This is a genomic window from Gordonia sp. HS-NH1, assembly GCF_001418765.1.
Classification (GTDB): domain Bacteria; phylum Actinomycetota; class Actinomycetes; order Mycobacteriales; family Mycobacteriaceae; genus Gordonia.
Window position 1 is genome coordinate 29,564 of the sequence record NZ_LIYC01000039.1, and the last position, 12,938, is coordinate 42,501.

Below are 12,938 nucleotides of genomic sequence, written 5' to 3' on the forward strand. Positions count from 1 at the left end.
GAACAGTGGCGGGCTCTGCACACACACTGCGCGAGGTCTTCGACATCTCCGAGTCGACGGGCGGTAACGATTATGTTCTGCGCCTGTCTGACTCGGTCGAGGACACCCAGCTCACCCAGACCGTCGACTCCTACGTCGTGACACCGGCACTGGCCGAACAGTTCGACACGGCGCTCGGCGTGGTCGACGCGGGCCTGCGCACAGGTGAGAACAAGGCGGCCTTCCTCGACGGCTCGTTCGGGTCCGGTAAGTCGCACTTCATGGCCGTGCTGTACGCGATCCTCGGTCACGCACCGCAGGCGCTGTCAGTGCGCGAACTGCAACCGATCATAGCCAAGCACACTGCGATCGAGCAGAAGAAGCTGCTGCGGTTGACCTTTCACTTCCTCGGCGCCGACACCGTCGAATCGGCGCTGTTCGGCCAGTACCTGCACCAGATCAGTCAGGTCCATCCCGGCACCGCTGGGCCGGTGCTGCATTCCGCCGGCGGATTGTTCGCCGACGCCGATCGTCGCCGCGACGCTGAAGGCGACGAGAAGTTCTTCGCCACTCTCAACGGGTCGTCGACCAGCAGCGGCACCACTGTCGACTGGGGTAAGGCCAGTGTGTCGGTCGGTGCGTGGGACGCCGCATCGTACGCCGAGGCCACCGCGCCCGACGCGAGCACCGAGATCCGCGCACGACTTCAGCAGGCACTGGTCGCGACCTACTTCACCAGCTACTCACGCAACACCGACTGGTTGCCGCTCGAAGACGGTCTCGCCGTCATCGCCGACCACGCCAAGGGCCTCGGCTACGACGGCATCGTGTTGCTGCTCGACGAACTGATGCTGTGGCTCTCGTTCATCATCACCGAACGCGAACGCTTCAACGCCGAAGTGCAAAAACTGACCAAGCTCGTCGAAACCGCCCGGGGGCGCCTGGCGCTGCCGGTGATCTCTTTTGTGGCGCGACAGTTCGACCTCACCCGGTGGGTCGCCACCGGCACCGACTCGGGTGCCACCCAGCAAGCCGCCGAACAAGCGATCCGGCACCAGGCCGGACGCTTCGAGAACGTCACCCTGGGCGACGAGAATTTGCCCTACATCGCGCACAAGCGGCTGCTGAAAGTGCGTGACGACCAGGCCCACCAGTGGCTCGAGGACGCATTCGCCGCCATTGATCGCAACCCCAAGGTGTGGGATGTGCTGCTCGACGGCATCAACACCGACGATCAGCACCGCGGCTCCGATTCCGACGCCTTCAAACTCACCTACCCGTTCTCCCCGGCACTCATCGCCACACTGCGCAGCCTGTCCGGCGTGATGCAACGCGAGCGCACCGCGCTCAAGGTGATGAAGCAGATGCTCGAGGACAACGCCGACCGTCTCACCGTGGAGAACGTGATCCCGGTGGGCGAAGCGTTCGACTACATCATCGACAGCGCCGGCAACACCCCCATCAACGACTCGGTGGCCCAGACCTTCAAGACCGCCCGAACGCTGTGGGTGGAGAAGCTGCGGCCCCTGCTGTTCCAGCAGGCGGGCGTCGACCTGGAGATCGACGACGGGCAGGTGCCTGCCGGACTGCGTGCCGACATCCGGATCGCCAAGACGCTGCTGATGTCGGCGTTGGCGCCGAACGTGCCCGCGCTCAAACAGATCGATGCCTCCCGGCTGGCCTCCCTCAACCACGGCAGCGTGATCAGCCTGGTGCCCGGCGACCAGGTCGGGCAGATCGTCACCAAGGTCCGTCGGTGGTCGGCCGACGCCCCGGAGATTACCGTCTCCGGCGACGCCAATCCGATCTTCTCGGTGACCCTGGAGTCGGTCGACTACGAACGGATCATCGAACGCGGCCGCGAGAACGACACCGACGGTGAACGCCGCAAACTGATGCGCGAGATGCTCAGCGAGTTCTTCGGCGTGGCCACCGCGGAGCAAACCGTCGACGGCGCCTATCTGCGGACCGTCACCTGGCGAGCCACCGCACGCGATGTTGAGGTGGTGTTCGGCAACATTCGCGACCACGGTTACCTCTCCGACACCGCGTTCCGGCCCTCGCGCGACGGCGTCTTGCGGATGATCGTCGACCTGCCCTTCGACGAGGCCGGGCACACCACAGCCGAGGACCACGACCGCGTCGATGCACTGCTGCGCACGGCCAACGATCGCTTCACCGTGTGCTGGTTGCCGGAGTTCTTCCCGGAGAAGATGACTCGGCAGCTCGGCCGCCTGGTGATCCTCAATTACGTACTCGCCGGTGACCGGTGGGCGAGCTTCGCCAACGAACTCGCCGAAGCCGACCGCGCCGCGGCGAGATCGATTCTGCAGCAGCAACAAACACAGTTGCGGAGCCAGATCGGTTCGGCCATCCAGGTGTACTACGGGGTGGCATCGGCAGCCGGTTCCGGCAGTACCGGACTATTTGCCGACCAGCCGCCGCTGCGGTCGCTGCACGCCAGTTTCGTCGCGCAGCCGCCGATCGGTACCACCCTCGGCGAGGCGGTCGACCGTTTGATCGCCGACGCGTTCAACGCCCTCTACCCCGACCATCCGGACTTCACCCCGGCCGACAAGCTCATCGTCCGCCGCGATCTGACGCTCACCCTGGACCGGCTGCGCGACGCCCAATCCGACCCGGAAGGGCGGCTGGCGTTGGACCGCGGCGAAATCCAGACGGTGCGGCGCATCGTCACCCCGCTCGCCCTGGCCAAGACCAGTGAGACCCACCTGATCTTTTCCGCCGATCAGTTTGCCGGATGGCGTTCCCGGATCACCCAGGAACTCAGCCGAGCCGGGGCCGGTGACGAGTCGGGGTCGGGTGCCGAATCGGAGATCCCGGTCGAGGCCATCAGGACCGCGATCATCGCATCGAACCCGCGACGTGGCCTGACCGACGACATCGTCGACCTCATCACCGGTGCTTGGGCTGCGCAGACCCGACGGTCGTGGTTCTTGCACGGGTCCGCCGTCGCCGAACCCGCCATCGGTGAGTTCCGGCGCCGCGGACTCACCTTGCGGCTCGAACCACTGCCGGCACAACAGACCTGGCACGATGCCAACACCCGGTGGACCAAGCTCACCGGACAACATCTCAACGACTTCCTCACGCCGTCGAATGTGGCTGCGTTCGCCGACGCGGTCCGCGCCTACACGAGCGAACGGCAAGGGCAGCGCAACCGGCTGGCCGCCGCGCTGGAACGTGCCTATACCCAACGCGGTATCGACGGGGGTGCCCGGTTGACGACCGCCGCCGCGCTCGACACTGTGATCGCTTCTGACGTGCTTAACCTCGACAATCTGGGCGTCGTCGCTCGGATCGCCGACGCCGACCTCGGCGGAGCAACCGACATCGAGGCCGGCCGTGCCCTCACCAACTCGGCCGCCGTCGCCGACGCGATCGAGGGATTCCCTTTCGCGCGGTTCGACCCGTTGCGCCAACACGCTGAAACGGATCCCGAGTCGGATGCTGGGCTTGATGCGGCGAGCATCCTCCGCGAGCTCGACAACGCACTGGTCGCCCAGGAACTCGTGGTGCCGCTGGTGGCGGCACTGAACCGCATCCGGGAACGTCGGGAACGATGGGCCGACGCCCAGATCGTCAACCCGCCGCAGCCACCGACGCCGCCTCCGGGACCGAGACGAGATGATCCCAAGCCGCCGCACGCCGAGTCGGTGCAGCTCGAGGTATCCGCCGACACCGGGCTTTCCACGGTGGAGCAAACGCTCTCCGCCCTGCTCGAGCGGCACCCCGGTGTGACGTATCGCGTGACGATCGCCGAGTTGACGACTTCCGAAGCCGGGCGATGACCGCGGCAACGGGCCTACCCGAAGCGGATCTGGCGTCGATCAAAGGTCTGCTCACCGCGCTGAAGGACAGAAAGTCCTACCAGCCTGGTCCGGTGGCGGTGGCCGCCGAACCGGCGTGGTCGGGGCCGCACGAGTTCACCATCGGCGGCGACAAGGTGGCGATCGCGACTGCGCCTAGCGTACTGGCGCTACGCGACGTGCTCCGCCGCCGCACCGACACCGACTGGCTCGTGATGCTCACCGACCGGCCGGCGACCGAGATCCCGAGCGGGGTCGCCGAGCACTTGGTAACCGGGCGCCTGGTGAACCTCGACCCGTTCCCTCTGCTGCGCAGTGCGTTTGCCGCGTCGCAACAGGAGTTCGGGCTGCTGGGCAACAACTCCGCGATCGCACGGGCGGTGCTGCGCGAGGTCGGCGAGCATCCGACGCCGGCCCCGGGCGGAGTGCTCACCAACGAGCATGTGTTCACCGAGCTCGCGGTCTCCCGATTCGGCTGGCAACGCACCGACGTCACACCGCATCACGTCGCGGTGTGGTCGGCCGACCCGCTGCACACCCGGCAGTACGACACCTGGGTGGCGCACGCCGACACGGCGCTGGCCGACGAGTTCCTCGACTGGCTGGGCCGACAACTCGGCGAGCTGGGCCCGGTACTGGTGTCGGCCTGGCGGCGACGCGGCCCGGCCGGCATCGTGCCGCTCGGCCTCGTCGCCGGCCTGCTCGCCGCATCCCCGCAGCCCGGAGAAGATGCCGCAGAAGCGATCCCACGGATACGGGCCCGGCTGGAGATGCAGGTCGACGACATCGCGGTGACCGAACGCCAGCTCGGCGCATGGGGAGCTGTCGCATCGGTGGCGGTTGCCACCATCTCGGATCCCGGCCCGGTGCTGACCGCTGCAGAGGCGCTGGTGCCTGAGCTGCAAGCCCGTCCGTTGCTCGCGCGGTCCGATGTTCTCCCGTCCGCATTGCCGGTACGGATCACCACCTTTGCGGTCCGCTTGGCCGCCGCAGCCGGAAAGGTGATCGCCGACGGCGAGCAGGCACGGTCTGTCGACCTGTCGCCTGTGGACAACGCCTGGGCCTCGGTGCGCGCCCACCGCGACGCACACCTCGATACGTACAACGCGCCCAACGACGTTCAGGTGGGAGCGGCGGCGCTGCGCCTGCTGCACCGACTGGTGGCCACACCCGCGCCTGCTGCGGTGTCAATGGCAGGCTGGTTGACCGCGTATCGAGCCGACCTGTCGTGGGTCGACTCCGCGATCAACCGTGCCTACGTCGGCGCGGACGATCCGCAGCTGGCGGCCGCCAACCACCTGCTGCTCGACGCGGTTCGGGTGTGGCGGGCCCGGCTCGATCGCGAGTTCGCCTCGCTTCTCGCATCGGCCGGCGTGCATCGGGAAACCGGCTCCGGTGCACCGTTGTACATCGAGGACGTGCTCGATCGCGTCGTCGCCCCGATCACTGACGCCGAGGGCACCGGCAGTGGACTCGGGCTCTCCGATGACAAGGTCAAGCCGTCGGTGTTGCTCGTTGTCGCCGACGGTATGGATGTGGCGTCGGCCAACGACATCGTCACCGACGCCACCCGCAACCGACGGCCCCAGTGGCAGAACTGCATCCGCGTTGACGACGACGGTCCGCTGACCGCTTTGGCTGCGCTGCCGAGCGTCACCCAGTTCTCCCGGTGCTCACTGTTGAGCGGCGCGCTCGCCGTCGGTGGCCAGGATCGGGAACGGAGCGGCTTCGCGGACTGGCTGCAGCGGCACGGACTTCGTGGCGGTGGTCCGGTGCTGTTTCACAAGGCAGACCTCGAAGCGGTGTCAAAGGGGCACTCGCTGGCCGCCGAGGTCCGTCAGGCCGTGCAGGACACCAGGCATCGCCGCGTCGTCGCCTGTGTTCTCAATGACATCGACGACGCGCTCGATCGGTCCGACCCGATCGGGACCTCGTGGTCGGTGTCGTCGTTCAAGCACCTCGATGCCCTCCTCGCCGAGGCCGCGGCAGTGGGTCGCACGGTGGTCCTCGTCAGCGACCACGGTCATGTGGTGGAGCGCCGCGAACAGCCGAGTGTGCAACGTGGCGATCAGATCTCGGCTCGATACCGTGCTGTGGTTGGCGACGTCGGCGACGACGAGGTGCTCGTCGACGGCGAACGGGTGCTCACCGACGATCATCGGGCGGTGCTCGCGGTCGACGAGCAGCTGCGCTATACGCGGATCAAGGCGGGCTACCACGGGGGCGCAGCCCTGTCGGAAGTGGCGGTGTCAGTGTCGGTGCTCGTCAACGGGACAATCCCCGAAGGCCTGGAGCCATCCGGTTTCGCCCCGCCGGCGTGGTGGGACCTCGACGGCGTCGGAACGCAGGTGGCACAAGGGGACACGCTGGCGGTGACGGCGCCACCGGCCACCTCACGACCGACGGTCAGACCTCCCAAGCCCGTTCAGTCGCGCAGCCAGGGATCGCTGTTCGACGTGGGGGAGCCGACCACCACAACCGACAACGACCCGACGACGGACGATGCCGCGTTCGATGCGGTTGGCCGGTTGCTGGAGAGCGACCTGTTCATTGCGCAGTTCCGGCGTTACGGACGCAACGTCACCAAGCTGGGTGTGGGCGCCTTGCTCCGTGAGGCTGACGCCGCCAACGGGGTGGTGTCCCGTGCGAAGGCGGCCGCGATCCTGCACATGCGACCGTCTCAGGCACGCGGGGCCATCGCGCACATCAGTCAGATCTTCAACGTCGACGGTGTCGCGGTGATCGGCGCGCAGGGCGACGACATCACCTTCGCGCTCCCGCTGATGTTCGAGCAGTTCGGAGTGGCCCGATGAGCGAACTCTCCCCGGTTCGCCGCCGCGAGATCTTGACCGCCCTGCGTCAAGGCAGCGTCCCGTCGGGCAACCTCGACGTACTCGCCGTCGGGATCGACACATTTGCACCGACCATCGATGACGAACTCGACGCGGTGGCCGCGGGCGGGTCGGCATTCAAGGCGGTGCGCGGTGAATACGGTTCCGGCAAGACCTTCTTTGCACGCTGGGTCCAGCAGCGCGCAATGCGCAAGGGTCTCGCCGTCGCCGAGGTACAGATCAGTGAGCTCGAAACGCCGCTGCACAAGTTGGAGACGGTGTATCGGCGGACCACCGAGTCGCTGCGCACGTCTGCGTTCCCGCCGTCGGCGTTTCGGTCGGTGATCGATGCGTGGCTGTTCGAGATCGAGGAGGACGCCGCGGCGTCGGCCGCCGGGGACGAACCGACCGCCGAGGAGGTCGGGGCGCTGCTGGAGCAGCGGCTGGCCGCGGTGGCAACCGCGACACCCGTGTACCCAATGGTGCTGCGCGCGTACCGCACCGCAGTGGAGAACGGTGACGCCGTGACTGCTGACGCCCTGATCGCCTGGCTCGGTGGCCAACCGCACGTCGCAGCATCGGCCAAGCGGGCCGCGGGTGTGCGACAGGACGTCGACCATTTCCTCGCCATGGGTTTCCTCCAGGGGTTGCTCGCGGTCCTCAAGGGCGCCCGGCATCCGGGTCTGTTGCTGGTGGTCGACGAGGTGGAAACGCTGCAGCGGATGCGTTCCGACAGCCGCTCCAAAGCCTTGAATGCGTTGCGGCAGTGGATCGATGAGCTCGACTCGGGCCGCTACCCGGGTCTGTACCTGCTCATCACCGGAACGCCGGCGTTCTTCGACGGCCGGATGGGGGTGCAGTCTCTGCCGCCGCTGGCGCAGCGACTGGCGACGGACTTCACCACTGATGCGCGTTTCGACAACCCCCGCGCCCCCCAGATCCGGTTGCAGAACTTCGACCTCGACCGTCTCGTGGAGGTTGGTGTGCGGGTCCGAGGGCTCTTCGCCGATGGTGCGTCGGACCCTGCACGTATCCGCTCGGTCGTCGACGACGCCTACATAGCTGACTTGGCGAAAGCGGTGGGCGGCAAACTCGGCGGGCAGGTCGGTGTCGCACCACGCATCTTCCTGAAGAAGTTGGTGCTCGATGTCCTCGACCGGGTCGACCTGCACCCGGGTTTCGATCCCCGGCGGGATTATGCATTGACGTTGGCCGACCACGAACTGACCGACACCGAACGGGCCGCCACCACCCCCGACGACGTCGAGCTGTAGTCGATGACCGGTTTCGCGCAGCTCGACCCGGCGATTCAACATCACATCGTCAACTCCCTCGGTTGGCCCGGGTTGCGTCCGCTACAGGAGGAGTCGATTCCGGGCATCGTCGACGGCGACGACGCCCTCCTGCTCGCTCCCACGGCCGGCGGCAAGACAGAAGCCGCGATGTTCCCGTTGCTTACTCGTATGCAGGCGCAACGCTGGGCCGGGACCTCGGTTCTGTATGTGTGTCCACTCAAGGCGCTGCTGAACAACTTGGGGCCGCGACTAGATGACTATGCCGGCTGGGTGGGACGAAGCGCTGCGGTGTGGCATGGCGATGTCGGTCAAGCTGCTCGCGGACACATCAAGCGCGACCGGCCCGACATCTTGCTCACCACCCCCGAATCGATCGAATCGATGCTCGTGTCGGAAAGCGTTGACACCGTTCAGTTTCTGGGTGGTCTGCAGACTGTCGTGGTGGATGAGGTCCATGCATTTGCCGGTGATGACCGCGGCTGGCACCTGCTGGCGGTAGTTGCGAGATTGGAGTCGCTGATCGGGCGGCGGCTGCAGCGGATTGGCATGTCGGCGACGGTCGGCAATCCTGACGAGCTGATGGAGTGGCTGCGCGGGGGAGCCGTTACCGGTGGGCGAGTGGTGTCGCCGATGGCCGAGAACGCCGTGGTCCCAAAGATCACGGTCGACGCGGTCGGCAGTGTGGAGAACGCTGCCAAGGTGATCGCCGCGCTTCACCACGGCGAGAAGCGGCTGGTGTTTGTTGATTCCCGCCGGCTGGCCGAAGAGCTCGGCACAATCCTGCGTACTCGTGGGATCGAGACGTTCATCTCCCATTCGTCGCTGTCGGCGGCACAGCGTCGGGAGTCGGAGGCCGCGTTCGCCGAGGCACGCGACTGCGTCATCGTCGCGACCTCGACCCTCGAACTCGGCATCGATGTCGGCGACCTCGACCGGGTCATACAGATCAACGCTCCGCGGACCGTCTCGTCGTTCCTGCAGCGGCTCGGACGCACCGGCCGACGACCGGGAACCACCCGCAACTGCCTGGTCCTCGCGCTCGACGACGCCGCCCTCGCCCAAACTCTCGGCATGTTGCACTGCTGGGCGTCCGGGTGGGTCGAGCCGGTGGTAGCCACCCCCGAACCGAGACACATCGCGGCACAGCAGATCCTGGCATCGGCCTTGCAGACCAGGCGGCTTCCGCTTGTCGGGTGGGAAAAGCAGTGGGGTTCGTTGCCGTTGTTCGGCGACGACGGGCAGGAGATCCTCGATCACCTCCTCGACAACGGCTTCCTCGACCACGACGCGGGTAGCGCCTTCATCGGTGTGGAAGCAGAGAAGCACTTCGGACGCCGGCACTTCATGGAGCTGCTCGCCGTCTTCACCGCGGCACCCGAGTTTCGGGTTTTGCAGGGCCGCAACGACATCGGCATGGTCGACGTCGGAATGCTCACCGCGGAGGTCGAGGATGTCCGGGTGTTGCTGCTGGGGGGGCGTTCGTGGCTGGTCACCCACATCGACTGGAAGCGGCGCCAGGTGTACGTCGAAGCCACCGACATCCAGGGAATGGCACGCTGGCAGTCGATCCCGGATGGCTTGTCGTTCGAGATCACCCGAGGCGTCCGCAGCGTCTTGCTCGGAGACACACCAACCGGGGTGACGCTGTCACGTCGTGCCGTCGAGGCACTCGACGGCTACTGCGCACAGCGGTCCGGCGACGTCCACGAAGGGTCACTCGTCGTCGAGCGCGATTCGCGGGGTGACTGGCGTTGGTGGACGTGGGCCGGTGTCAAGGCAAATCGCACGCTGGCTGCGTGGGCGCGTGACCTGGTGCCTGCGCGCCAGCGCATCGGGGCGGAATCGATTCGCCTGCATCCGGATCTGAGTGTTGATGACATCAAGCGAAAACTCGCTGTTGTGCGTACCGGTTCCGATAGGCCCACACCTGCTGTCGATCGTGGCGCGATCAGCGGGCTGAAGTTCTCCGCAGCACTTCCAGAGGACTTGGCTCGTCGCACCCTCGGGGTGCGGATGATGGACGCTGAACATGCAGAAGCTGTGCTCGATGAGTTGGTCCGGTTCAGAAGCGTGGTTGCGACCCAACCCTGACTCGGGGAGTGTCTTCGTTCTTTCGGTAGTGGATTGGTAGTCAGTCAGTCGCTCCCAACATGAGCTCAACCCCCATGCACTCTGAATCAGAAAGAGCCAGTTGAGTGGGCGCTCTAAGACTAAGGATCGCTTTGTCTCGTCTCATCTGCCTGCGGTTCGATGAATCTCGAGTCGCAATTCGATCCAACCCGTTGTGCGCTTAGTTGTTCAGCCGAGACAAAGGATCACTCTCAGATACCGGGTTTTCCTAGCCGACTGGTTGGTCTGTCGTCATCACTTTCGACTTCCGATGGACTGTTGCGTTCACATTACGACTCTCGGGGTCGAGCCGGGCAGTCCGCTGCAACAAGAGCCCTCGGAAGGTGCCCGCCAAGCGCGGTGGTGTGCCCGAACAGGAGGGGAAAGAAGTAGTGGCGTGAAACGCCCGCACTCGCAAAACTGGTTCTCAAACGCCGCCTACGAGTGTGGGATTAGATGCGGATTGGCCGGAATGGCCAGCGGTCTGAGGTAGGAAATCTCCAGCTCAGAGCGCTCCGCCTTTCCAGCTGTGATTGGAACCTACAGAGAGGGTCGGACGCTACCGCGACGAGCTGCTCGCGCCGTGAGCCGGGCGATCGGGAGTGACAGGCTCGGTTGTCAGACTCGAGCGCTAGTCTTCTGTTGTGTCGGATACGTCGGGCTCGGACATGCGTCGCCCGCGTCGGTCGCGAGGAGAACTAGCATTTCAGCATTTAGTTTCGGCAATCGCTGGGTCGGGATCGTCGCATTGGGCACACCCCCGCCTCCCGAACCACTGCATAAGATGGCGCTGCGGCTACAGCAGCGTTCGCGGTCACGATCGATCCGCATCGATTCCCAGCTGCAGTTGCGGGCCGACGAACTGCTGCAGTCATTGATCCGCATCCGGCAGCGTATGTCGATAGCTGGACTCGATACACGTGCGAACGAATGCCTGGTCGTCGAGCGAGCGATCCGATCGGGCCGAAAGCCCCAACTGCGGCAGTGGTTGCGCCGCGACATCCAGGCGATCCACGCGCCGAAGCGTCCCGCCGACGCCACCCGCCGGACGCCAGCCACGACGGCGACGCCCACATCCGCCCGGCGTGACGCGCCGCCGCTGGAGGAGATCGTCGCTACCAACTGGGCTGAGTCCTGCCCACGCGCACCGGAGTCGGCGCTGCTGCCCGCGATGCCCGACGCTCTCTCCGCCGAGCTCAAGGCGATCGGCCTCGAATGCGACGACGACGGCCGGCGCTGGGTGCGATGGGCGTGCTTGCACCGCAGCTATGTCTACGAGTCGGTCCCGGACAGTCCGGTCTCCGCCGAAACCCTCGATCTCCTTGCGGCGCTCGGCAAGGGCTGGATGCGGATGGCGCTCCTCGACCGGGTGCGCGTGCAACGCGGCGAGTTCGAATCGAACAACGAGGTCAGCGTCATCCTTGCCTCGGACAAGCAGGTCCGGCAGGCGCTCGCGCGGTGGGTCACCGCCATCGGCGCGCCGTTCTTCGGCCACGGTGAGGCGCAGTTGCTCGCCGCCGGAAGTCGCAGCACCGCACCAGAAGTGGTCGGCTTACAGATTCTCGGCGCCCTGTCGATGGTGGCCGCGTCCCAGGTACCCGCCGACGGGTTGTTGGAGCGGCTCGACTTCGAGCTGGAAACGGCTGAGCCGGAGTGGGTCAACCTCCTGGCATCGCAGCTGAAAGTGGAGCCCACCTACACACGAACCGAGGTCGGGCCCGACCACGACAAACAGTTCACGGTCACCGTCGAGGCGCGGGGACGCTCGGCATCGGGTACGGCCAGCTCGGCCAAGGCTGCACGCAGGCTGGCTGCACGCGCGTATGTTCAAAGATTCCTGCCCGCTGCCGTTCCCTCACGTGCCGCGGGTCGTCGTCAGACATCACAGCCCGTCGCGCTGCCCACTACTCAGCGCGAGCACCATCGCGCACGGCAGTGGGCGCAACAGGCCTTCGAGGTCGCGGGCGGCGGCCTGATGAGCCAAGCGCTGACGCACAGATCCTGGGTGCACGAAAACCGTGAGGTGATAGCACGAGCGCATCAACGCGACTACGGCGTGTTGGCGACTGAAGGTTCCGAAGCGCTGTCGAACGTGGTGAGGCATCATTACGTGCTTCACATTCTCAACCAGAATGTGCGAGTACCGGCCTCGGCGGTGACCTCACCGGCGCTTCCCGGCGAGGTGATCACCCGACTCTTCGACCAGATGCCGGTGGCAGGGGGAATTCTCTGCTCGCGAGGGACGGCGATCAGCGCGGACATCAAAGAAGATGTGACACAGGCCATCGTGGGCGCGGCATGGCGCGCCAACGGGGACCTGCTGATGGAACGTCAGCCCGCCACGCTCGCACGATGGGTGGAGTCGTTCAACCCGCCCCGCGACCCGTCCACGCTCCTGCAGGAGTACTGCGCCCGTCACCTCAAGTCGACGTATGCTGCCGAGTTCGAGCGGCGAGGACCGGACCACCAGGCAGAGTTTCGTGCCACCCTCACCTTTGACGTCGATGGGAGGCCCACGTGGCGTGGAAGCTGGCGCAGTGGGGGCACTCCCGCGAAGCAATCGGCGGCAAGCGGTGTGCTCGACTTCCTACTTGGCGCGCCGGTGGTCGACACGGTCAATTCCGACGACGTCAGACGGTCACTACTGCGCGGCCTGCTCCTGGCCGAACTCCGCGCGAGCGACACAGACAACCTCAGCTACGGCAAAGAGATTGCGTCGGGACGGCTGGGCGTGGACAATCTCGCCGCGGGTGATTACAGCGCCTTTGCCGACTGGGCACGACTACGATCGCCTTTGCTACCGGCCTCGGGTTCGGCGGTCGCGGGCCACCTTTCTGACTACTACACCACTGTCCTCACCGCGCAACGGCGCAGTGATCCCTCCCGGGATTTCC

The 12,938-nt window shown here is 66.1% G+C and carries 5 protein-coding genes; all 5 read left to right on the forward strand.

The window, feature by feature from the left end; genetic code table 11:
• Window positions 1-5: 5 nt before the first annotated feature.
• Window positions 6-3,791, forward strand: a complete 3,786-nt coding sequence (locus AMD30_RS20035) for a DUF6079 family protein (RefSeq protein ID WP_231632802.1) — start codon at window positions 6-8, stop codon at window positions 3,789-3,791.
• Window positions 3,788-6,622: a BREX-2 system phosphatase PglZ gene (pglZ, locus tag AMD30_RS20040; protein ID WP_055476851.1), complete on the forward strand. Its 2,835-nt coding sequence runs from the start codon at window positions 3,788-3,790 to the stop codon at window positions 6,620-6,622. The genes AMD30_RS20035 and pglZ overlap by 4 nt, the downstream gene beginning before the upstream one ends.
• Complete coding sequence (brxD, locus tag AMD30_RS20045; protein WP_055476852.1) at window positions 6,619-7,914, forward strand: BREX system ATP-binding protein BrxD; 1,296 nt, start codon at window positions 6,619-6,621, stop codon at window positions 7,912-7,914. The genes pglZ and brxD overlap by 4 nt, the downstream gene beginning before the upstream one ends.
• A 3-nt stretch (window positions 7,915-7,917) precedes the next feature.
• Window positions 7,918-10,026 (forward strand): DEAD/DEAH box helicase, encoded by a 2,109-nt coding sequence (locus tag AMD30_RS20050; protein WP_055476853.1) that lies wholly within the window; start codon window positions 7,918-7,920, stop codon window positions 10,024-10,026.
• 802 nt (window positions 10,027-10,828) lie between these two features.
• Window positions 10,829-12,938, forward strand: a 2,110-nt coding sequence (locus tag AMD30_RS20055; RefSeq protein ID WP_055476854.1) for a putative dsRNA-binding protein, incomplete at its 3' end; no start/stop codon positions are given.

Excerpts from the sequence above, each read along its gene's own strand:
- brxD (WP_055476852.1), top strand. The coding sequence starts at position 6,619 with ATGAGCGAACTCTCCCCGGTTCGCCGCCGCGAGATCTTGACCGCCCTG.
- AMD30_RS20050 (WP_055476853.1), top strand. The coding sequence starts at position 7,918 with ATGACCGGTTTCGCGCAGCTCGACCCGGCGATTCAACATCACATCGTC.
- pglZ (WP_055476851.1), top strand. The coding sequence starts at position 3,788 with ATGACCGCGGCAACGGGCCTACCCGAAGCGGATCTGGCGTCGATCAAA.